The sequence below is a fragment of the Stratiformator vulcanicus genome, from assembly GCF_007744515.1.
Classification (GTDB): domain Bacteria; phylum Planctomycetota; class Planctomycetia; order Planctomycetales; family Planctomycetaceae; genus Stratiformator; species Stratiformator vulcanicus.
Map to the genome: position 1 here is coordinate 4,862,017 of NZ_CP036268.1, position 22,450 is coordinate 4,884,466.

Consider the following 22,450-nt stretch of genomic DNA (forward strand, 5'->3'; position numbering starts at 1 on the left):
TTTTGCCGTTATGTGAAACTCGCTCCTTGGCGGTCGCGGCTAAACATTTGCCTCTCACCTCTCACCTCTCACCTCTCACCTCTCACCTCTCACCTCTCACCTCTCACCTCTCACCTATTTGAATTCGTCTGGACCCGATGACCGGGAAATTCTCTAATCCGCCCCCTAACTCAAAAATTGACTCGGGTGGCGCGACATGGCGAAGCGAGAAGTGCCGATTGCGGGAACTTTCTCCCGCGTTTGGCCTTACATCTGGCGATACCGCAAAGCGGCGATTCTTTCGCTGTTTGTCGCCGTACTCGTATCGTTCTTCTGGGGGCTCAATCTCTCACTGACCTTCCCGGTCGTGAAAGTCCTGCTCGAAGGCGACAGCCCCGATCAGTATGTCCACGGAAAGATCGAGCGAGCCGAACTCGATCGCACACAGGCGACGGCAAGACTCACGCTGATCGAATCGCAATTATCGGAGTTCGGTACCGATCTTACTGCGGAGCAGAACGACGAACGTGTCGACCTGCTGCTCGACCAGTCGAAGCAGCAGCGGAGACTCTCGGCGGCCGGTCAAACGCTCCTGATCATGAATTGGGTCGACGCATACGTGCTGCCGCTGCTACCGGCAGACCAGTTTGACCTGCTGGCGGTCATCTTTCTGACACTATTTATCACAACGGTCATCAAGGGCATTTGTGTCTTCATCCAGGACGTGCTCGTCGGCACCGTGATCGAACGCACGATCATGGATCTGCGGAAGGAGATGTTCCGCAAGACGCTTGCGCTCGACTATCAGACGGTCGCGATGCGCGGTACGCCGGAGCTGATGTCCCGCTTCACCAACGACATGGGGCAGCTCTCATACGGCCTGCAAATCATCGGCGGGCGGGTCGTCCGCGAACCGCTCAAAGCGATGGCCTGCATCGTCGGGGCGATGTGCGTCAGTTGGCGATTAACGCTGCTGTCCATGATCGTCGCTCCGCTCGCCGGATTCATCCTCTACAGCATCGGCAAACGCCTCAAGAAGGCGAGCCACCGCGTCATGGAAAGCATGTCGCAAATCTACAAGACGCTCGAAGAAACCTTCGACTCGATGAAGGTCGTGATCGCCTTCAACGGTGCCCCATCGCATCGGCGGCGGTTTCACCATCAAAACAAATCGTATTATCGCAAGGCTCTGAAGATTGTTTCGATCGAGGCGATGACCAGCCCCACGACCGAAGCACTCGGTTTTCTAGCCGCCTTCGGGGCACTCCTGCCGGGAGCTTACCTGGTGCTCCGCGGCGTCGATTCCATCTGGGGAATTAAGCTCGCCTCGAACCGACTCGATATTGCCGAGCTATCGCTGCTGTATGGTTTTCTGGCCGGCACACTCGATCCACTTCGAAAACTGTCGTCGATCTACAACAAACTAAAACGCTCGACCGCAGCCGCCGATCGCATCTTCGGCCTGATGGATAGCGATTCGCTGCTGCATGAGCCGACGGAACCGAAGCGGCTTCCGCGACTCGCTCGACAAATCGAATTTAAAGAAGTCGAGTTTCACTACGCCGTCGATAGCGAAACTGTCCCGCCAAGCCATCGTCGACCTGTGCTTGACGGTATTGATCTGACGGTGAAAGCCGGCGAAGTCGTCGCGGTCGTTGGCGGCAACGGTTCCGGGAAGTCGACGCTGTTGAATCTCTTACCGCGATTCTTCGATCCAACGCACGGAAATGTTTCGATCGACGGCATCGACCTGCGTGATGTCCGGCTGCGGGAGCTCCGTGATCAGATCGCGATGGTCACCCAGGAGACGCACCTATTCGACGCCACGATTGAGGAAAACATTCGCTACGGTCGCCCCGGCGCAACTGAGGCCGAAGTTCATGAAGCAGCGCGCCGCGCCCACGTGACCGATTTTCTGTCGAACTTAGCCGAAGGCATTAAGACCCCGGTTGGCGAAAAAGGCCGCAAACTCTCCGGCGGACAGCGTCAGCGGATCGCACTGGCTCGCGCCATTCTACGTGATCCGGCAATCCTGATTCTTGATGAAGCCACCAGCGCGGTTGATGCGAACAGCGAAAAATTAATTCAGGAAGCGATCGGCGATTTCGCCACGGGCCGAACGGTGTTTCTCATTACGCACTCAGTGTCGAAGACACTTCTGCAATTCGTTACGAAGGTCGCCGTCATGCAACACGGACGTTTAATCGGCTACGGTTCACACCATCAACTGCTCGAGACCTGCCCCGCCTATCGCAAGTCGATGAAGACGCAAGGCGAGGAACGCGCCGGAAACTTCGAAGACGCGGAAGCAACGGAAGCCCCGCACGCTGAGGCCTCGGCCTTCGACCCTGAAGAAATTGACAGTCCGATCGAAGAAACGCCGGTCAGCAGTGAGCCGCCACACTCGCCTCCGATGCCGAAAATCCTGAGCTTCGATGTCGCGCGTCGCGTAACCGGCACCGACTCGTAACTGTGCCGGGCGGTTTTTTGCCGCAATCAAGGCTCGCTTCGCGTCGGTGATCGCTTAGACTTGGCAAATGGTTGATGTCCCTTTCGGGCACATCAAACCGATTGCCTCGTCGCCGTGCGATTTGACCGGGCTGCCGCTGCGCTCCGTTCATATTCGTCGCGACATGTTCCTGCGACGAAATTCCTGGTGAAACCGTGCCGACACTCTCTGCCCCGCCTGCGCCGTGGACTGCCGCCGACCTGCTCGAACGGTTCGGCCCGATCCCGCTCTATCGTATCGTCACCGACCCACCCCCCGGAGAAGCCACCGAGGAGGATGCAAAACGTTTCACTGACGGAGCTGGCGACCCTTGCGAACTTGTCGATGGTAACCTAATCAGAAAGTGCGACATGGGCTGGGAAGAGTCGTATTTGGAGATGGAAATCGGAAGGCTGTTGTCAAATTTTGTCCGTGAAAATCAGCTTGGCATTGTTCTCAGTCCGAAGGGGGCATATCGGCTCTTTGCCGGTCGTATACGGATGCCGGATGCATCCTTTATTGCATGGGATAAATTTCCGGATCGGAAGCCGCCGATCGGCCGACGTGTTTTCGCGCTCGATGTTCCGCCTGATTTGGCTGTCGAAGTGATCAGTCCGGGAAACACAAACGCCGAAATGGACGAAAAACTCGTCGAATACTTCGGCTACGGTGTCAGGCTCGTTTGGTATTTCTACCCGGCAGAGAAACGGGTTCGGGCATTTACAGCGATTGAGGTTTTCAAGGACTACCGAGAAGGCGAAGAACTGACGGGCGGAGACGTTCTTCCCGGTTTCTCACTATCGGTAAAGCAGTTCTTTGAAGACCCGTTTCCGCCGGATGAACACAGCGCGCCGTGACCGAGCCGCTTCAGACGCTCCGCCGCGAGTTAGGAGTCGGGCATGCGACGCTGCTCGGCCTCGGGTCGATTCTCGGCACCGGGATTTTCGTCAGCATTGCACTTGCCGCGGAAGCAGCCGGCGTCTGGACGCTGCCCGCGATTCTCCTGGCCGGATTGCTCGCACTTTGCAACGCGTTAAGCAGCGCTCAACTCGCCGCCGCGCATCCGGTGAGCGGGGGCACCTATGAATACGGATATCGGCTGATTTCTCCGTCCGCCGGATTTGCGGCGGGGTGGCTGTTTCTGTGCGCGAAATCGGCTTCAGCGGCGACGGCGGCACTCGGGTTCGCGTCGTACCTCATCGCCATCACCGTCCCTTCGACAGCATCCCCCGAGTTAAACATCGGCATCGCGATCGGCGTCACGATTGCCCTGACGATCCTCGTCGCCCGTGGCATTCGACGATCTGCTCAGGTGAATGCGATCATTGTCGGCCTGACCATTTTCGCCCTGCTTATCTATGTATTCAGCTTCTTACCCGACGCCCTGACCGGATCGCCGCCGGAAAATATTGACGACCCCTCCTCCAAGTTTCCCGGCTTGCAAACGTTCTTATTTACCACCGGATTCTTGTTCGTCGCCTATACCGGCTACGGCCGCATTGCGACGCTCGGCGAAGAAGTGCGGGAGCCGCGAAAAACGATTCCGAAAGCGATTCTCACGACACTCGCTGTCTCAGCCGCGCTCTATGGAGGGGTCACCTTTGTCGGCCTGCGTATCGGCCTCCCGGTCGGAGACCTTCATTCTGCGTCGTTGACACTGTCGGCTGAGGGTGCCGGCTCTCCCGTTGTCGCCAAGATCGTTGCCGTTGGCGCGATGACCTCAATGCTGGGCGTACTTCTAAACTTAATTCTTGGCTTGTCACGCGTCATCTTGGCGATGGGACGTCGGACTGATCTGCCTCCCGTATTTGGCTCAGTCAGCTCGACTGATCGGAGTCCCGTGGCCGCGACCTTTGCCGTCGGCATCATCATCGCCGCGATTTCTCTCGTGGGTGATGTAAAAACAACGTGGTCATTCAGTGCGGTCACAGTGCTGCTTTACTATGCGACGACCAATATCGCCGCCCTAAGACTTGCCGCTGACGATCGGCTGTACCATCCGATTTTCCCGGCGATTGGGCTGATTGGTTGCCTCACTCTGGCCTTTGCCGTGCCCCCGTCCATCTGGGTGATCGCGATCGCCGTTCTTGCAGTCGGCTTCATCTTGCGAACGATCTGCAATCGACTCCATACACCGGATGACAAGTAGCTGTCCTGCGGTAATTTGAATTCGCTACTCGGCGGACTTACTTGTTCCGCTGTCACGAATCTCGTTGAGCCGTGCGGTCAGACGGGCGACGAGTTCTGGGTGGTCGCCCCAGACATTATGAGTCTCTGCGGGATCATCTTTCAGATTATAAAGCTGCCCCTGCGGCTCGCCTTCGACTGGTGTGATTCGCTTCGGCTTCGTAAAGCCGCCGGAACCGAGCCCGTCGATCAACTTCCAATCCCCTTGGCGAATCGCGAACATGCCGTCCAAGGAATGATGAATCACTTCCGCGCGCGTTGTGAAGAACTTAATCGCCCCCTTGAGACGGAATGAGTCTTCCGCGAATCCCTTCGGAAACGCAGCGTTGCCAAAGTCGGCGCATGACACGGCCAGGTCCGTCAGGCAGACAGGACAATCACACGTCGTTCCTGCCAGATTCTCAAGTGGCCGTTCAACATTGAGAGGTAGCTTCACAATCAACGGAACGCGATGGCCACCCTCATGAATATCGGCCTTCATCCCCCGAAATTTTCGGTTCGCTTCGTGATCAAAGTCATCCACATCGCTTGGTCGCCAATGAGCACCGTTGTCGCTCGTGAGAAAAATTACGGTATTATCATAAGTCCCGCTGTCGCGGAGTGACTGCATGATCTCACCGACGACATCGTCGCACGTCGTGACAAAGTCACCATACCAACCCGCTCCGCTCTTTCCTTCGTTTTCAGCCAACGGTAACCAAGGAGTGTGCGGAGCCGACAAGGGGACATACAAGAAAAATGGATCCTCGTCAGGAGCGGTCTTCGTGATATAAGCCGCCGCCCTACGACCGATACGAGGTAAGACATCGGCATGATCAAATTTAAGGGCGGCCTTGCCGGCACGCCAGAAGCCGGCGCCTCCCGCCCACCGCCGTTCCTGTCGAGCAACGTCGCGGGTCGGCGGACTTTCCAAGCCCTCGTCTTCAATCCACACATACGGCGGCATATCGAGCGATGCCGGAATCCCGAAGTAGTGCTCGAACCCGACAGTGGTGGGGCCCGGTGTCATTGGCTTCGAATAGTCCGTCTTTAAATCTGGTTCTCCCGAATCGTATTCTTGCAATCCAAGATGCCACTTCCCGATCCCAGCAGTTCGGTAGCCAGCGTTTTTAAGAACAGAGGGAATCGTCGGCCGTCCCGGCTCAATCAATAAACGGTCATAGCCCCAAAGAACGCCCTGCTTTAAACGTGATCGCCACGCGTAGCGACCGGTGAGAATGGCGTACCGCGTCGGCGTGCAAACTGAGCTGGGTGAATGGGCATCGGTGTAGCGAATGCCGTCCGTCGCCAGAGCATCCATGTGCGGAGTCGGAATCTTGGATTCCGGGTTGTAGCAACCCAAGTCTCCGACCCCCAAGTCATCGGCCAAGATCAGCACGATGTTCGGACGCGGATCGGATTCTGCAAAACCTTCAGTTGTGGCAGCGAGCAAAACCAAAATCAAGAGTGCTGAACGCATTGACGACCTCGAAACTGAAGACACGATTCAGCGAGCCTGCGCTTTCCTGCCCCCAATTTCAAACAATCGGGAAAACAGATTGTAAACGTGCGATCACTTCCTACATTGAGATGTTCTTTCGCGAACGAGTCTGGATCCCCCAATGCCAAAGCCGACTCAGACAGACATAAAGGCAAGCGGCGACACTCTGCACGGTCGCGGTTCATCGATCTCGCCACCGAATCGATTCGACAAAGTGATCGCCGTGCCCGATTTTGAACACGATGCAATTGCTGAGGAAGATGGCAGGAACCGACCGGAAACGCGTTTTCTAGCTGATACCTCACGGAGTGTGGTGAGCGAAAACGACAGTCCCGATATCCCGTTTCGCTACAGTCTCAATCCCTACCGCGGCTGCGAGCACGGGTGTTCCTACTGCTATGCGAGAACCTCGCACGAGTATCTCGGTCACAACGCGGGAATCGATTTCGAGACCTTAATTTACGTCAAGCAGAAGGCGCCGCAATTATTTCGACTGTGGCTCGCACGGCCAAAATACGAACCTGCCGTGGTTGCGTTTTCCGGCGTCACCGATTGCTATCAACCGGCCGAACGTCACTTTCAACTGACGCGTCAATGCCTGGAGGTCGCTGCCGTAGCAGGGCAACCGATTTCGATCGTGACGAAGAATGCCCTCGTCCTGCGGGATATCGATATCTTGAGAAAGCTGGCGACACGTCGGCTCGTTCATGTCACGTTGAGCGTGACCTCGCTCGATCCGGAACTGGCCCGCAGCATGGAGCCTCGAACGAGCACGCCGAAGGCTCGGCTCCGAGCAATCGAGCAACTTTCGGCAGCCGGCATTCCGGTCCGGGTTTCTGTAGCGCCGGTCATCCCCGGATTAAACGACTCGGAGTTGCCGGCCATTCTTATGGCCTCGTCCGAAGCGGGCGCGATTCACGCATCGCTGACGATGCTCCGCCTGCCGGGATCCGTCCTGCCGGTTTTTCGCGACTGGCTCGCTCGGCACCGTCCGAACCAAACATCGAAAGTCGAAGCACGGATCAGGGATATGCGTGGCGGGCGTTGGAATGAGTCGCGGTTCGGCGATCGGCTGCGAGGACTCGGATTAAGAGCCGAGCAGATTCAGGCGACGTTCCAATTGTTTTCCAAGCGATATGGCCTGACCAACACAATGCCCGCATACGATCTCAGCGTCTTCCGCCCGCCGGTTGTCCCCGGCGGGCAAAAGACGCTGTTCTGATCGTTCTTCAGTCAGACCCCGAAGGCCTTGCGGTCGCAAATTAATTGCTCACCGGCCGAACGTTCGGAAAGGAATTTGCCGAGCGAGCCATCGGGCTGGGCGGCGACTCCACTGACGGCACAGGCTTAATTTTTTTCGGAGCCGTCGAAGGGGCCGACTGCTTTACTTCGCCGCGACGGATGACCGTCCCGTGTGACATCGTGTGACCCGGCGTCATGTAGCCGCTCGGAGGTGTCCGAGTGTGATAGTAGTTCGGGTTCGGCGGCGGCGGGATCATACCGGGGACCGGGGTCCATGTCGGTACACGCTGATAGTAAAACCCGAGTTGCGTCGTATCGGTCGGCGTGGCAATGATCGGCAACACTTGGGGATGGACCGAGCCGGGCAAACCGTAATACGTTGACGGGTAATAGCGTTGGTATTGAACCGGATCCCGCTCGATCGCGTAGGGCACGGGCAACTGAAAGCCCGCGTCCGGCGGCGTGTAAGAATCATATCCGAACGGCAAAAATGCACCGCCGTTGGATGAGACATTGTGCGTCGGGAAGCCGTAGCTGACGACCTCTCCCTCGGTGACGTAACCGTCGTGATGGACGGTTCCGCCCGACCATTCCGAAATCGGCGTCGCTTCTACCGACGCGTTCTGAGCGACGGCAGGAATCGTGATCAAGCCGGTCAGCAGCAGGGCTGCAGCTTGCGGCATGGCTTTTGAAATAATCACTCGGCACCTCTCGGCGTTAAGGTCGGCGGACCGCGTCGCGGCCGTCGCTTTAATAGCACATTAGAATCAGTATTGAGATCGGTTCGCCGCGGGGAATTACTGCTGCATCTCGCCGACCAGGCCGCTGACGTAGGGGTTCGCCCGCAGACGAGATACCGGCGTCAGCCGACTGGACGGCACGCCCCAGCCGTAGTTGTAGGTGTGGCGGACGTTCGGCGCCAGCGGGACTGAAACGGGCAACCCGAATCCGTTCGCCGCATAAACCTTGCCGTCACGTTGATCGAAGTAATTCGGGTCGACGGCGTAGACGTAGCTGTAGGCACCGCCCAATCCATGCTTGTTGGTGACCCAGTTGGTGAGCCAGCCGCACAGACCGCATTGACACAGACCCTTCCCACCGCAAAGGCTACAACCGCGGCCGTTGCAGTGTCCGCAGTATCCGTGTCCATGGCCTTTGCAAAGCGATTTGCCGAACAGGCCGAGCTTGCAACCGCCATTATAACAACGGCCTTTGCAATACTCGCCGCATTCCGAGCCGCACACCGGGGCACAATCTTCAATGCAGGGGTTAATAAACTTCTTAAACCCCATTTGAACGTGCCCCCCGTCAACGCCGCTATCGGAACGGTCACTGATCCGGACGACGCCTTCTTCGGCTTGGGCCGACAACGTGACACAGGGCACGGCGAAGGCCACGACGATGATACTTGCCAGAATTCGGGTCATGACTTTCAGTTCCATCTATCGGCCGGAGGGGCGATCCGCAGATGCGGATCGCTTAATCGGATTTCCGGAAGTTAACGATGCCGACGTGACATCGGGGGATTGTTCGACCAGTTTTGGTCCCACAGGAAGTAGTCCGTATTACCGTTCGTGATGCCCGACCAAAATGGGGCGTGCGAACGATATTTGACTTTGACTTTCGTGCCCTGCAATTCCCATGTCTCTTTGTTGCGAACTCCCCATGGCGTAACGACCCACCCGCCTTTGGCGCGATAGTAGTAAGGCGGATACATTGCCACATAATCGTGGGGGTAGAGCATTTCCTGCGGATGGAATGCCTGATTCGTCAGGAGCGTTGCCCCCATCTGAATCGGCACGTCCGGCCGCGGGACCGGGTAGAGCGGAGCGTTAAGGTATACGAAACCGGGCTGGGAGGCGGCGGCCGGCGCGGCCACCGGCATCGGCGGCTGCGCCTGGAATTGCACCGGCCTCACATTCCGGGGTTGTGCGATCTGAGATCCCGGCAACAGGGCCGGCGGATTGGCTGCATGAGAAGTTCCGACCGCGAACGGCAACAGCAGCACGGTGCAGCCGGCTATGCGGAGCAGTTGGCGAGACATCGATACCCCCTCTTGGTTTCGTTCGGACCTGTCCGGGCGATCGTTCGTCGATCGCCGCCAAGAGAACGGCCCGTCTCGTGCCGCAGCCGCCGGTCCTCGACCGACGTGGCGCCACGGCCTTTGTTGATTCGGCACCGCAGGTCACGCGTGATCAATCCAACCGGGTCAAGCGGCGCGATCGGCCACGGACCAACCGATCGCTCCCGTCGATTCCTTGCAGGCGTCAAACACTGTGAGAATTGCCCCGGCGCCGGTAGATTGTCCCGATTACCGAAATTCCCGCACCTTCGCGCGCGGCGCGAAGCAATTCGATTTCAAGATACGCAATTCTCCTTTGTTTAGCCGCGACTGGCAGGGAGCGCTCTCGGTCGAGCGTGGCTAAACAAACTCCACTAGTTTCGAAATCCCCACACGATCGACGACATGGCCTCGAAGAACGGACGCAAAAGCAAATCGCGCACGAAGCCCATTCCCACCGGCGAAATTCGCTATGTGAATCTCAGTGAGGAAACCCGTCGGCGGTACCTGAATTACGCGCTCAGCGTGATCGGTTCACGGGCGCTGCCTGATGTGCGGGACGGCTTGAAGCCGGTGCAGCGACGCATTCTCTTCGTGATGCAAAACGACCTGCGACTCGCCGCGGGAACCAAACCCGCGAAATGCGCACGGATCACCGGGGATGTCACGGGGAAATACCACCCGCACGGCTATGAAGCGGTGTACGAAGCCCTGGTTCGGATGGCACAGGACTTCACGCTCCGCGAACCGCTGGTCGACGGCCAGGGGAACTTCGGCTCGGTGCTGGGGCTGCCTCAAGCGGCCCAGCGATATACCGAGGCTCGTCTGAGCAAGATCGCCGAACAACTCATGGAAGAGTTGAAGTATCAGACCGTCGAGATGAAGCCGACGTACGATGCGGATCATCACGAACCGGAAGTCCTGCCCGCCCGGTTCCCGAATCTACTCGTCAACGGGTCGAGCGGTATTGCCGTGGGAATGGCGACGAATATTCCGCCCCACAATCTGGGTGAGGTGATTCGCTCATCAATCCACCTGATCGACAATCCCGACGCCACCATTGCCCAATTAATGCAAAAGGGAATCAAAGGCCCTGACTTCCCGCTCGGCGGGCGGATCGTCACCGACCGCAAGGAAATTCGACTGGCTTACGAGGAAGGTCGCGGCACGATCAAAGTCCGCGGCGAATGGGAATTCGATAAGGAAGGCCGCAAAGAAGTTCGCACGCGAATTGTCGTCAACAGCGTTCCATACGGCGTCAGTACCGGCCCTCTCGTTAATGATCTCAGTGTAATCGCCGAGGCGCGGAAGCTCCCGCAGCTACTCACAGCCACCGATGAAACCGACAACCGCCACGGGCTGCGGATCGTCCTTTCAATTAAATCACCCGAAGACGCCGAAGCGGTGATGGCATACGTTTATAAACACACCGCCCTCGAACAGAACTTTTCGCTCAACATGACCGCCCTCGTCCCCGACGATGAGGGAACGCTCGTACCGGAACGGCTCGGCCTCGACAGATTGTTGCGTCACTTCCTCGACTTCCGGCTCGAAGTCGTGACCAAGCGGTTCGAGTATCAGCTCGCCCTCCTGGAGCGGCGGATTCACATCCTCGAAGGCTTCGAAATCATCTTCGACGGACTCGATCGCGCGCTAAAGATTATCCGCGGCAGCGATGGCAAGGAGGACGCCTGCCAGAAATTGATGAACGCGTTCGATCAGCTTGACCGCGAACAGACGATGGCCATCCTGGAGCTGCAACTGTATCGCATTTCAAAGTTGGAAATTGACGACATCCGCGGCGAGCTCGACCGAAAACGCTCTGAGGCCGACAAGATTCGGAAGATCCTCGAGTCGCAAAAGAAGCTGTGGGGCGTCATCAAACAAGAATTAAATGAAGTGGCCGATAGCTTCGGTTCCCGTCGGCGGACCGGACTGGGCTCCGAAGAGGAAATCGAGGAATACGACCCCAGTGCCTATATCGTGCGGGAGAACACGAACGTGGTGCTGACCCGTGACGGTTGGGTGAAACGCGTCGGCAATTTAAAGAGCGTCGAGACCACCCGCGTTCGTGAGGGAGACTCCGTCTTGGCCGTCTGCCCGGCCAGCACGGTCGACAATATCGTCTTCTTCGCAAACGACGGCGGCGCTTACACGCTGCCGGTCGAGCAGATTCCCGCCAGCAGCGGATATGGCGAACCGCTCGGCAAGCACATCAAACTCGCCGACGGGGTCTCACTGGTTCACGCCGTCACGACCGATGAACGATTCACCTTTGCCGACTATCCAATCCCCGACCTGCCGACGCCCGGTCCGCACCTGTTCGTTACGACCGCAGCCGGCCAGGTCATGCGATTGTCGCTGAACCTGTTTCGAGAGCCGAGCACGAAGTCGGGCCGCCGGTACTGCCGCCTCGCTACGGGAGATCGCGTCGTCTTCGTTGCGATTTGCGATGACGTCGAAACGGTCATGCTCGCCTCAAAGAAGGCCCGCATCGTTCACTTCCGGATGAACGACGTCCCCGTCCTCAGTGCCGCGGGCAAAGGGGTGCGGGGGCTGAACCTGGAAGGCAAAGACGAACTCCTCGGCGCCACGCTATTCCGCCGACCGGGCGATACGCTGAAGGTCATCAACGTCAACGACAAACCGCTCTCCTTCGGCCAGCAAAAATACAACGTCACCAGCCGCGGCGGCAAAGGCATCAAGACCAGCACGCGAACCGGCTTCAAAGCAATCGTGAACGAGCCGATCGAACTGGTGGACTGGTCGGAGTGGGATTAGCAATCACTCCGATTTTCTCCGCAGTTCCCGCTTGATTCGACCGGCGTATTCCGGACGATTTTGCCAGTCTTCGAGATACGGTTTGTATTCCTTCGCATTGACCCAGCCGCGGGGCTTTAGGTCTGCCGGGGCTAACTTGCCTGCCGGATAGTCGGCTCCCGCGAAGCTTTTTTCGACGGAGGCGTTCCAGGCGAGAAACGAATTTTTTAATTCTTCTGCCTTAACGCGATTGATGTCGATTAAATTATTCGACTCGGTCGGATCGTCAGCCAGGTGATACAACTCGAAGCGGTTCTTAGCGATTCGAGTGGCGACCAGTTTCCAGTCACCATCGACCCAGGCGCCGCGTCCGCCGAAACGAAAACCGATCGGCTTCGACCGTTGCATCGGCTCCCCGCGAAACAGCGGAGCCAGGCTGACGCCGTCGATCGGGTTAAGCATCGCCGACGACGGCAAGCCGACAATATCGGCGATTGTCGGGAAGATGTCCTGCGTGGCTGCGGCGATGTCGGTGGTGCGTTCCTCATCGATGACGGCGGGCCACTCAACGATGCACGGGACGCGGAGACCGCCCTCGTAGACGCTGCCTTTATTGTCTCGCAGACCGCCAACCGTATCGGGGCGGATCACCGAACTCTTGCCATTCCAACCGTGGCCGTTTTCCAAGCCACCATTATCGCTGCAATACCACAGCAGTGTATTTGTGGCGATGCCGAGGTCCCGCAGCCCCTGCCGGAGGGTGCCGACGCTGCGGTCGATCGCGACAATCTCACCGTAGTGATGTTGCGAATTAGAATTAAGATCGTCGAATCCTTCGCGGTCTTCTTCGGTGGCCAGAAATGGAGCGTGCGGCGAACCGTACCAGATGACGGAAAATGTCGGTCGGCCGGACTCCACCTTCTGCTGAATAAATTTCAGTGCTTCGGCGACGATGATTTCGGATGAGTCGCCGCGGAATTGTTCAAACTTCCCTTCCCGGCTCATGACCGGATCGCGATCGAAGAAGTTCGTCACGGAAAGCCACGTGTCGAAACCGAATACACCGGGACTGCGGGGATCATCTTTAAGAATGGGCACGCCCGGACCACGAAAACCGTCGAGATGCCATTTGCCGAAATGCCCTGTCGCGTAACCGGCCGCCTTAAGTGCTTGGGCCAGCGTTTTTTCCTGAGTTCGCAGAGCATAACCGTGACTGAGCACGCCGGTGCGATCGTTCGTGCGACCGGTCAATACCGTTGCCCTGGTCGGCGAACAGACCGGGGCTCCCGCATAGAATCGGTCGAAGCGCAGCCCGCTTGCCGCCATGGCATCCAATTGGGGCGTCTTGAGCACCGGGTGATCATAATAAGAAGTCTCGCCCCATCCCTGATCATCGGCCATCACGAGCACGATATGCGGCACGTCATCGGCTGCGACCAGTATCTGAGTACTGAGACATAAAATTGCGACGGCGCATAGAAGATGCTGAAACACTGGAGGCGCTCCAAAGTGAACTGAGGACCGATGACGCCTCACTTGTAACCTCCCGAATCGTGCGATCGCAAGACGATCGCTAATTCGTTGCCGCCAGTGGATTCACCTCCTCAACATATTTGAGCTGCAGCGCTTTGAGGATTCGCACGATTCGAAGCTCGATTAATTCGGTGGGGGAAAGATGTCCGGAGCGCGCAATTTTGCTGAGCCGGTCGTTCAGTTTTTCATGCCCGGCGAGAATGGTATCGAGTTGCTGCTGTAAATCTTCGCCTACCAATTCGCCGACTTGATCGTCGATTTGCTCGGCGATCTCCTGAATTTCATCCGGAGCGGCATCCAGTTGCTCGATCCATTCCTCGACCTGATCGTGATTCGACTCCACAAACTCTTGAAACTGGACTGAGCTGACGGCGATCAGTTGGTCGGAGCCGGCATCAATTTGACGCGCAATAAATTTTCTGGCTTCCTTACGAACATCGGGCGCCGCCTGAATCAGACTTTGGCTGACGCCCTCAGCGATGTCGGGGGCCGATTCATTGACCTGCATGATGACCATGGCTCGCATTTCCGGATAATCTTTCTTTAAAGCCTCTGTCGCCTGCGCGACAATGCGATCCACATCCGTCAATCGTTGATAGCGATAGTAACTATGACCCGCAAACACGATCAGCACGGTGAGCCATAGGCAACTGAGAATGAGCGTCGTTTGTGCTTGAGATCGAATACGATTGTTGCTCGTCGTCGGATTATCCATTTTTACTTTCGCGTGATGAATTGAATGAAGAAATAATTGAAGAGCGAAGGCTAGCGCCAAGTCGAATTCAAATCGATATCCGCTCCGCTAAAGCTCACGTCCTTGACGCGGAGGACCGCCCAGTCGAGTAGGTAGTCGGCCAATTGAACTTCCAGATCGGGTTCGCCAATGGCCGGCTGCTCGATCGGCTTGATCAACGACCAGATTTCCGCAGTCCGGGCTGTCCGCTCGGCGAACTCTTCGACCCGATACTTATCAACCAACCGATTAAAACCGTATTGCAATTCGGCAGTCAGACGATCGATATTTCGACCGGGGAACTGGGCACGTAGGATGCCCCGATTTTCGGTCAAGAAGACGGCGTACTGCTGCTTCACTTCCTCTCTTAAATCGACCGAGACCTCTTGAGCCAATTCAACGGCCTGTTCTTTGGCGACCTCCTGATATTTTTCAAAGTCTTTCTGGAATTGAACTCGCATTGCCTCGGCGACCGGCGGTGCCGTCTCCGCGACCAGCGAAGCCATCTCCGCGGCGATCACTTCCGGGTTTTCGGCCAGACGCTCCTGAATCGCTTTCGCCAGTTCGACCTTGTCGATCGGAATCGAGGACTCGGCGATGTAAAAGCCGTAAATGTATAAGGCAAGCAGCGCCAGCATTGAGCCGCCAATAATCTTGTTCGCGATTCCCAACGCTCTTGAGCCGCCATCATCGGGTGAGTCAGATGCATTCATGTCGTACCTGTCAAAGAAATTCGGCGGTAACAGAACAGACGTCAGGGTTTCCGCCGCAAAGTCCCAGAGCCCGAACCCTTTGTAAGCCGAGCGAGCGACGATGCTCTATTGGTGAAAAAGCCGAAGGTTTCCTGCGGATTTTCCCGATGCGACCAGCGGCGATCGTTGCCAGCGGCTGGGATTGCAACACACGCTACGCTACAAATTGCCGCCACAAGTAAGAGCAGTGCCAGAAGTGCGTCCCCTCGACCGTAAGACCTCGTATGCCCGACAACGACCGCGACGCCCTCATTCATAACGCTGCCAGCGAGAACATCAGCCTTGGTGATGAAGACGCGACGCTCGAAATCTTGCGCGGCGTCGTGTTCGATTTATGGCGGACCGTAGGGAATCTCACCCGGCTCCAACCATCGAAAAGGCCGCGTTACCGCGTCTCAATTTTCGGGTCGGCGCGGATCAGGCCCGAGATGCCGCTTTACCAAGACGTCAAACGGCTCGCGTTCGAGCTAGCCAACCGCAATTGCGACATCATCACCGGTGGAGGACCGGGGTTGATGCAGGCGGCGAACGAGGGAGAAATGCAGGCCGATCCGGAGAGGGCGAAGACGCGTTCGGTCGGCATCCGCGTCGATCTCGACTTCGAGCAGGAGACGAACGCCTTCGTCGAAGAGGTTTACGTCCATCGGACGTTCTTCTCGCGGCTGCACCATTTCGTCATGGCGTCTGACGCGTTTGTCGTCGTGCCCGGCGGCATCGGCACCACGCTCGAATTGATGATGATCTGGCAACTCCTGCAAGTGCGGAAGCTGCACGATCACCCGCTGATTCTCGTCGGTGACATGTGGGAGCGGCTGGTCGATTGGGTGAAAACCGACATGGTCGACGCGGATTTACAGACGGCGAGTCCCGGCGACGAAGCGATTCCGACATGCGTCAGCACGGTCGACGAGGCGCTCGCCTTGCTGATCGAAACGCACGAGCAATGGAAAAGTCGATAATGGGCCAAAATGGACGAATGCTCGTCCAGCAGGTTAATGCCCGCCCGGTCCGAATTCGTGTTCCACGCAAAATCTCACTTCAAGCGGCCGGGTCGATCTCGGCCAGCAGTGCAATTCGCTCTTTGTCGGAGACGACCACACCGCCCGGTTTTTCGATCGTGACGGCAAACAGCGTCGGCTTCGAAACCTTCAATTTGGCATCAATCGGGACGATGACCGGTCCATCCGCATCGGCCGGAATGTCGAACACGCCCCCGTCGATCGGGTGCTCCTGTTCGTCGTCAAAAATCCAAAGCTGGTACTGATAGGTTTGCGGGTCGTTCGCAGCGAGACCGCTGATGACCATTCGGCCCCGTTGGTTGTCCTGGCTCCACTCAACCCGCCCTCCGGCACCAGTCGCCGCGGGGTCCTCGGTCGCCGTCCAAGCCAGCCGCAACCGGTCGGGGTCGTCGATTGACTGCGGTGCATCGGATTGTCCCCACCAACCGGCAATCGCCGTCAGAGTTGCGGCGGCCGCCGCGAACCAGGCGAGCAGTTCCCTCGTCGAAAACTCCGAGGTGTTCGACGGCCGGCTCGATTGCTCGTTGGTCGCAGATTCGTCGAGGCTGTTCGACAGATACTGCGGTGCATCGTCCAGCAATTTTTCGCGCAATCGATCCGGAATTTCCGAGACCAACTCCGCCTCGGCCAAATAGATTGAGGCCGCCAGCCGCTGTAGTTCGAGCCGATCGACGTCGGAGTGCTTTCCCAGCAGCCGGTCGAGTTCTTCGCGATCACTTTGGCAGATCCCGAACAATGCCTCATCGCCGAGCAGTTCGATCAGCCGTTCGAATTCGGGATCGTTCGAATGCGTTTCGGTCATGAGTTCTCCCCCGTGGTCTTGGGAGTCGGGGGTTGCCGAAGTCCGGCTCTCAATTTCTTAATGCCGCGGAGTGCGTGCGATTTGACCGTTCCGAGCGGCATATCCAATCGTTGACTGATCTGCGTTTGTGAAAGGCCGTCGAAAATGGCGAGGCGAATCACGCGCTGTTCCTCGTCCCGAAGTTGCTCCAAACCATCCCGCACACGTCTTGCTTCTTCTTGGGACACCAGCGAATCGACGTCTGCGTCTTGTACCGCTACCACGTCAATTGTGGACTCCAGAGAAGCAGCCTCAGGGCGGCGATCATTTCGTCGCATTCTGTCGATCAGGCGTCGCCGGGCCAACATCGTCACGAACGTCGACTCCGCGCCACGGGCCGGATCGTAGATATCCGCTTTTTGCCACAATTCGATGAAGACTTCCTGTACGGCGTCTTCCGCTTCGGCGTCATCACGCAGATATCGCCGAGCCATCGACCATACGAGGCCGCCGAATCGGTCGAGACAGCGTGCAACTGCTGATCTGTCTCCGGCAGCGATCGCCGGCAGGATCGGTTCGGAAGAATTCATCTGTGTCCGGAGAAAAGGAACGGCGGGTTCAATCGAACCCGCCGAGCCCACTATAACAGCAATCGTCTCAGTTACGGCATGATGACCGCGTCGATGACGTGAATCACGCCATTACTGCACTTGATGTCGGTCGTGACGACCTTTGCCCCATCGATCATCACCGTCCCGTTCGAGACTTTGATATCGACGGTCGAACCTTCAACGGTTTTGGCTTCCGAAAGGTTGACGACATCGGCTGCCATCACCTTCCCTGAGACGACGTGGTACGTCAGGATCGACTGCAGCTTCTTCTTATTTTCCGGCTTCAGCAATGTCGCGACGGTGCCTTCGGGCAGCTTGTCGAAAGCAGCGTCGGTCGGGGCAAAGACCGTGAACGGACCTTCGCCTTTGAGGGTCTCGACCAAGTCCGCAGCCTGCACGGCGGCGACGAGGGTCTTAAAGCTACCAGCCTTCACGGCGGTATCGACAATGTCCTTCTGGGGCGAACCCGCGAAGGCGGCGGTGGGAGCGAGTGCAATCAGAGCGGCGAGTGCGAAATAACGCATTCTGAGATTTCCTTGGGTTTCAAAGGTTTGTTTCTTCAGAGTTCACCGGTGAGTCATTTTGGCCGGGGAGTTATACGCACAACTCTCAAAAGTGGATGCAAAAAGCACAAATAATGTCGCAGGTCACCGAAATCAGGCACGATTGATCGGGGAATCCCTTACCCGATGGGCAGGTGTTGCTCCATGAATAGCTTCACGAATGACCGAAAACGGTCGGGAGCGACTACGTGAGGCTGTAGCGATTTCGGCCGAAAGTTTCCGTGAGTTCGCTATCTTAACGCTATCGATTTAATAACGTCGTCCACCGGAATCTGCTCTAGCGAACGAGTGCGATAATTCGATAAGAGTTCAGGCTTTCCGCACATCCCGACATGCATGCACAATGCATGAGAACAGCATCCGCGCCATGTTTCGATCAAAATCCGCAGCGCAGTCCGCATGGACGTCGATTCCGCTCATCGCCGTCATCAGTGCCGCGCTAACCGGCTGCGCGGGCGGACCGCCGCAACGCCCCGTGGCGTTCTACAGTGAAGATCCCGGACCTGATAAAGCCGTCGGCGGTGCCGCGGTCGGCGGCGCTGTCGGTGCCGTCACGGGGGCATTGGTCGGTCGTAATAACGGCGGCTCGGGCACGGGAGCACTCATCGGCGCTGCGACCGGGGCTCTCGCGGGCGGATTGCTGGGCAATCACGCCGACAAGCGCGAGCATCGCGACGCCGCAGTCCGCCAAGCCCAATTTGAACAGCACGCCCTGACAAACTTCGAACTCATTCGCATGACGCAGAGCGGGCTCAGTGACGAAGTCATCGTCAATGCTGTTTCCACCGAGGGAGGACGTTTCGATCTTTCCCCGAACGGCCTGATCATGCTGAAGCAGAACGGCGTCAGCGATGCCGTGATCGCCGGCGTTCAGCGAGCCGCCGCCGGACCGATCGACCCGGTCACCTACGTCGAACCGGTCGTCGTTGAACCGCCGCCGGTCGTCTTCGTCCGACCGCGCCCGCGACCCGGGTTGCACCTGCACGTCGGCCCCGGCCGTCCGAGGGGACGCTGCTGGTGACCCGAAACTAAAAGGTTTCGGGCGGGCACCACGTTAAGTTTCCTCTTCGGCCAAAGCGACAAAATGCTCCGTATGGTAGCCGGAATATAGCTGACCGGTCTTGTGGTCGGCGACGACGCAATGCCCCGGCATGTTCGTCAATTCGCCGAAGTACACGTAAACGCCCCCCTCAACGAAGGGGTACGTCCGGTGAAACTCGACCGGCAAGGCCTCGAAGTCGAATCTCACGAGTGTAAGTGGTGGGATGGGCCGGTCGGTCATTTTGACAACATCGCCTCCGACTCGATCAGTTGCGAATGCGATACCGAATAGCAGCCGCGATGAATTCTCGGCTCTTTATTCTAATCACTTGGTGCGGGACGTTTACCAGAAATTGGGCGGGCGCAACGACGGACAGAGCGTCGGGCAATTCTAATGACTCGTCATTGGTTTGAACCGCCGCCGAAATCGCATCCCCGATCCGCCAACGGATCGGGGCCAATTCTCTTTGCGGCCGCGGCTCTTCAACGAATGTCGATCGGTCGACGGTGCGGTCGTCTTGACCAAGACGGTTTTTAAAACTGGTGGGACCCTCAATAGAGCTTGAGGTCTTCGATGAGACGATTCCTACGGTCGATCTCACCGCGAGGAATATTGAAGTGCTCCTGGAGCAGTTCAAGAACACGTCGATGGGCGTCTCCATCAGACCACGCGGATCCGTTGGGATGCTCCCCGTCACGCACGGCTCTTAATACAAGGTCGTCGACGGTGGCCATGTCGCCGAACCACGCCGCGTCGGCTTCTTCGATGCCGAAAGACTTTTCATAGTCGAGCACGAAGTCGGCAACGTCCAGGCCCATCGATTCAAACCGCTGATGCAATCGGGCTTCCGATCCGCCATTGAGCGGGACTCTCTTTTTCTCGCAGCACTTGCCGATACAGCGTGTCCCGCTCGACCGGTTCGCGGCCGGCTTCGCGAATCAAGCCGTGGAGTTGTTCGACGGTGAGACCCTCGGGCGTCTTGGCTCCGGCATCGTGATAGATGAGTTCGTGCACCACGGTGCCGTCGATGTCGTCGGCTCCAAAAGAGAGGGCCGTCTGGGCAATCTTCTCACCCAGCATGATCCAGTAGGCCTTAACGTGGTCGAAGTTGTCGAGCATTAACCGGCCGAGTGCGATCTGTTTAAGATCCATCAGACCGGTCGGTTTATTCAGGTGATCGAGCTTACTGTTCTCCGGGTGAAAAGCGAGCGGGATGTAGGTCTGAAAGCCGCCGGACTTATCTTGTTGTTCACGCAGACGAATTAAGTGATCGACCCGATGCCTTGCCGATTCCAAATGGCCATAGAGCATTGTGGCATTCGTCTTAATGCCGAGCTTGTGGGCGGCATCGTGCACGTCGAACCACGTGCTGCTGTCGGCCTTGTGCTCGCAGATCTGGCTGCGCACCTCTTCGTCAAAGATTTCGGCACCGCCGCCGGGCATGGAGCCGAGACCTGCTTCGATCATCTGCTCGAAGACCCATTCGTAGGGCTTTTTGGTCATGTGGCTGAACCAGTGGATTTCGACCGGCGTCCACGCCTTGATATGCAATTCGGGCCACGTCTCGTGAATGACGCGCACGACATCGAGGTACCAGTCAAATTTCTTCTGGTGATGCAGGCCGCCGACGACGTGAATTTCAGTCGCCCCCTTTGACTTCGCTTCGTGAACCCGCTCGCGGATCATGGCATCGTCGAAGGTGTAAGCCTTCTCGGCTTTCAGATCGGACCGGAACGCGCAGAACTTGCAGCGATAGATGCAGACGTTAGTCGGGTTCAGGTGAATGTTGGTGTTGTAAAACGCGAAGTTCCCGTTCTTCCGCTCACGCACGGTGTTGGCGAGCCGACCGATCGTGAGCAGATCGACCTGTTCATCAAGGAAAACGCCATCGTCGAACGACAGACGCTCGCCGCCCTCGACTTTGGCTTCGATTTCGGAAATTTGGGTGGTGTAGTCGGACATTGTTTGGTTGGTAGGAAGTTCGATGGCCCAGAAAAGAACCGCAGTAGGAACAATCAATTCACTAAAATGTTGTGTTGTCAAATAAGTCTTCGACGGAGCAACGAAACTCGGGAAGCACATCCTGGCCATCGAGCATTTCGGATTCACTCACAATCGCTGCGGATACGTCAGGGCGGAACACATGAACGCAGCGTTTGTTCGGAACGATCACCCACACGGCCTTCACACCGATGCACAAGTATTCGTCGACCTTGGTCTCGATCTGTTTCCAACTATTCGATGGCGAGACGACTTCGACGACGAGGTCTGGCGTTGCTGTCAAGGTTCCGCTCGTCGGTCCCGACTTTCCCAGCTTCGACTTTTCGATAACGAACAGGTCCGGCCCGCGGACAGTGTCGGGATCACGGCTGATCAATATGTACGAGTCGTTTGAGCCGATGACGTAAGGTTGACCTGACCGCTGCGTCCAGGACTTAAGCAGGAATGCAATGTTGACGCACACAATTCCGTGGATAGTCCCCGGCACATCGCACTCCACTATCTCGCCCCGAATCAACTCGGCCCGTCGCTCGAATGGCATGCGCTCGAATTCGGCCATCGTAATGAGATGGGTCCCTGCTTCAACGCTGCTCACGTTCTGACTCCGATTGCGGCGAAAGCTGACTGATTCACGCTCGTGGACCATAAATACAAGTTTAGACCCCGGCGAAGATTTCTTCGACCGGGCAGGTGAAGCCGGGGAGGACTTCGTCAGAACGAAGTTCATCGCCGATAGTGAGAATGAATGGCGCCCGGTTTTCTCGGTAAACGTGAACCTGCCGTTCGCTGACGTCCGCCACCCAAACCTCTTTCACGCCGATCCGAATGTACTCTGCCACTTTTTCATGAATCCCCGTCCAACGATCGGTGGGGGACGTGACTTCGACGCAGAGGTCAGGCGGAACCCGGAGCGTCCCTAGCGGTAACCGCCCGCCCTCGATCCGACTCTTTCGGATTGCCATCACGTCGGCCCCGCGAACTCGATCGGGGTCGGTTTCAATCAATATGTAGACATCGTTCGAGCCGATCCAAAACTCCTCGGCGGCGTCACGCACCCAGAGTTTGAGCAAGAACGCGATGTTGACGCACACTCCACCATGAATCCCACCCGGCATCGGCTGCTCCACAATTTCGCCGTCGACGAGGTCGCACGGGCCCTCGAACGACATCTGCTCGAATTCGTCGACGGTGATCAGTTTGGTCGGCGCGGTCGCCAT

General features: G+C 57.5%; 22 protein-coding genes. 7 read left to right on the forward strand and 15 right to left on the reverse strand.

What is annotated here, in order from left to right; genetic code table 11:
- The first annotated feature begins 196 nt into the window (after positions 1-196).
- The 3 genes from Pan189_RS19400 to Pan189_RS19410 all read left to right on the forward strand — a co-directional run bounded on the left by Pan189_RS19400 (position 197) and on the right by Pan189_RS19410 (position 4,616).
- Positions 197-2,449, forward strand: a complete 2,253-nt coding sequence (locus tag Pan189_RS19400; protein ID WP_145365735.1) for an ABC transporter ATP-binding protein — start codon at positions 197-199, stop codon at positions 2,447-2,449.
- Positions 2,450-2,643: 194 nt separating this feature from the next.
- Positions 2,644-3,324 carry a Uma2 family endonuclease gene (locus Pan189_RS19405; protein WP_310820804.1) on the forward strand — a complete coding sequence of 227 codons (681 nt, stop codon included), beginning with the start codon at positions 2,644-2,646 and terminating at the stop codon, positions 3,322-3,324.
- Positions 3,321-4,616: an APC family permease gene (locus Pan189_RS19410; RefSeq protein WP_145365737.1), complete on the forward strand. Its 1,296-nt coding sequence runs from the start codon at positions 3,321-3,323 to the stop codon at positions 4,614-4,616. Before Pan189_RS19405 ends, Pan189_RS19410 begins: the two co-directional genes overlap by 4 nt.
- Positions 4,617-4,640: 24 nt before the next feature.
- Here Pan189_RS19410 and Pan189_RS19415 read toward each other — a convergent pair whose 3' ends face one another.
- Complete coding sequence (locus tag Pan189_RS19415) at positions 4,641-6,113, reverse strand: sulfatase family protein (RefSeq protein WP_145365738.1); 1,473 nt, start codon at positions 6,111-6,113, stop codon at positions 4,641-4,643.
- 142 nt (positions 6,114-6,255) lie between these two features.
- On the opposite strand from Pan189_RS19415, the gene Pan189_RS19420 reads away from it, so the two are divergent.
- Positions 6,256-7,356, forward strand: a complete 1,101-nt coding sequence (locus Pan189_RS19420; RefSeq protein WP_145365739.1) for a PA0069 family radical SAM protein — start codon at positions 6,256-6,258, stop codon at positions 7,354-7,356.
- 40 nt (positions 7,357-7,396) lie between these two features.
- Here Pan189_RS19420 and Pan189_RS19425 read toward each other — a convergent pair whose 3' ends face one another.
- The 3 genes from Pan189_RS19425 to Pan189_RS19435 form a co-directional block, all read right to left on the reverse strand.
- Entirely contained in the window at positions 7,397-8,077 is a 681-nt protein-coding gene (locus Pan189_RS19425) for a hypothetical protein (RefSeq protein WP_145365740.1), read from the reverse strand.
- A gap of 96 nt (positions 8,078-8,173) precedes the next feature.
- Positions 8,174-8,803 (reverse strand): hypothetical protein, encoded by a 630-nt coding sequence (locus tag Pan189_RS19430; RefSeq protein WP_145365741.1) that lies wholly within the window; start codon positions 8,801-8,803, stop codon positions 8,174-8,176.
- Positions 8,804-8,874: 71 nt separating this feature from the next.
- Entirely contained in the window at positions 8,875-9,420 is a 546-nt protein-coding gene (locus Pan189_RS19435; RefSeq protein ID WP_145365742.1) for a hypothetical protein, read from the reverse strand.
- A gap of 423 nt (positions 9,421-9,843) precedes the next feature.
- Here Pan189_RS19435 and Pan189_RS19440 point away from each other — a divergent pair, with 423 nt between their 5' ends.
- Positions 9,844-12,219: a DNA gyrase/topoisomerase IV subunit A gene (locus tag Pan189_RS19440; protein ID WP_145365743.1), complete on the forward strand. Its 2,376-nt coding sequence runs from the start codon at positions 9,844-9,846 to the stop codon at positions 12,217-12,219.
- A gap of 3 nt (positions 12,220-12,222) precedes the next feature.
- On the opposite strand, the gene Pan189_RS19445 is transcribed toward Pan189_RS19440, so the two are convergent.
- The 3 genes from Pan189_RS19445 to Pan189_RS19455 all read right to left on the reverse strand — a co-directional run bounded on the left by Pan189_RS19445 (position 12,223) and on the right by Pan189_RS19455 (position 15,177).
- Entirely contained in the window at positions 12,223-13,692 is a 1,470-nt protein-coding gene (locus Pan189_RS19445; RefSeq protein WP_310820805.1) for a sulfatase family protein, read from the reverse strand.
- A gap of 79 nt (positions 13,693-13,771) precedes the next feature.
- Positions 13,772-14,446, reverse strand: coding sequence for a hypothetical protein (locus tag Pan189_RS19450; protein ID WP_145365744.1), 675 nt, complete (start codon positions 14,444-14,446; stop codon positions 13,772-13,774).
- 50 nt (positions 14,447-14,496) lie between these two features.
- Positions 14,497-15,177, reverse strand: a complete 681-nt coding sequence (locus Pan189_RS19455; RefSeq protein ID WP_145365745.1) for a hypothetical protein — start codon at positions 15,175-15,177, stop codon at positions 14,497-14,499.
- A 263-nt stretch (positions 15,178-15,440) separates the two neighbouring features.
- Between Pan189_RS19455 and Pan189_RS19460 the strand changes: the two genes are divergently transcribed.
- Complete coding sequence (locus tag Pan189_RS19460; RefSeq protein ID WP_145365746.1) at positions 15,441-16,175, forward strand: LOG family protein; 735 nt, start codon at positions 15,441-15,443, stop codon at positions 16,173-16,175.
- Positions 16,176-16,254: 79 nt separating this feature from the next.
- Here the strand turns inward: Pan189_RS19460 and Pan189_RS19465 are convergent, their stop codons facing one another.
- The 3 genes from Pan189_RS19465 to Pan189_RS19475 form a co-directional block, all read right to left on the reverse strand.
- Positions 16,255-17,037, reverse strand: coding sequence for an anti-sigma factor (locus Pan189_RS19465; protein WP_145365747.1), 783 nt, complete (start codon positions 17,035-17,037; stop codon positions 16,255-16,257).
- On the reverse strand, positions 17,034-17,606 hold the full coding sequence (locus Pan189_RS19470) for a sigma-70 family RNA polymerase sigma factor (protein WP_145365748.1): 573 nt from the start codon (positions 17,604-17,606) through the stop codon (positions 17,034-17,036). The genes Pan189_RS19465 and Pan189_RS19470 overlap by 4 nt, the downstream gene beginning before the upstream one ends.
- Before the next feature lie 71 nt (positions 17,607-17,677).
- Complete coding sequence (locus Pan189_RS19475) at positions 17,678-18,151, reverse strand: fasciclin domain-containing protein (protein WP_145365749.1); 474 nt, start codon at positions 18,149-18,151, stop codon at positions 17,678-17,680.
- A gap of 406 nt (positions 18,152-18,557) precedes the next feature.
- Here Pan189_RS19475 and Pan189_RS19480 point away from each other — a divergent pair, with 406 nt between their 5' ends.
- The gene (locus Pan189_RS19480; protein ID WP_310820806.1) at positions 18,558-19,211 is read left to right on the forward strand and encodes a YMGG-like glycine zipper-containing protein; all 654 of its coding nucleotides are present in this window, start codon (positions 18,558-18,560) and stop codon (positions 19,209-19,211) included.
- A 33-nt stretch (positions 19,212-19,244) separates the two neighbouring features.
- On the opposite strand, the gene Pan189_RS19485 is transcribed toward Pan189_RS19480, so the two are convergent.
- The 5 genes from Pan189_RS19485 to Pan189_RS19505 form a co-directional block, all read right to left on the reverse strand.
- Positions 19,245-19,472 (reverse strand): hypothetical protein, encoded by a 228-nt coding sequence (locus tag Pan189_RS19485; RefSeq protein WP_145365751.1) that lies wholly within the window; start codon positions 19,470-19,472, stop codon positions 19,245-19,247.
- Between the two features lie 311 nt (positions 19,473-19,783).
- Positions 19,784-20,050, reverse strand: coding sequence for a hypothetical protein (locus tag Pan189_RS19490; protein ID WP_145365752.1), 267 nt, complete (start codon positions 20,048-20,050; stop codon positions 19,784-19,786).
- 4 nt (positions 20,051-20,054) lie between these two features.
- The gene (gene mqnE, locus Pan189_RS19495) at positions 20,055-21,194 is read right to left on the reverse strand and encodes an aminofutalosine synthase MqnE (protein WP_145365753.1); all 1,140 of its coding nucleotides are present in this window, start codon (positions 21,192-21,194) and stop codon (positions 20,055-20,057) included.
- Between the two features lie 61 nt (positions 21,195-21,255).
- Positions 21,256-21,828, reverse strand: coding sequence for a Uma2 family endonuclease (locus Pan189_RS19500; RefSeq protein WP_310820807.1), 573 nt, complete (start codon positions 21,826-21,828; stop codon positions 21,256-21,258).
- A gap of 61 nt (positions 21,829-21,889) precedes the next feature.
- Positions 21,890-22,450 carry a Uma2 family endonuclease gene (locus Pan189_RS19505; protein WP_145365755.1) on the reverse strand — a complete coding sequence of 187 codons (561 nt, stop codon included), beginning with the start codon at positions 22,448-22,450 and terminating at the stop codon, positions 21,890-21,892.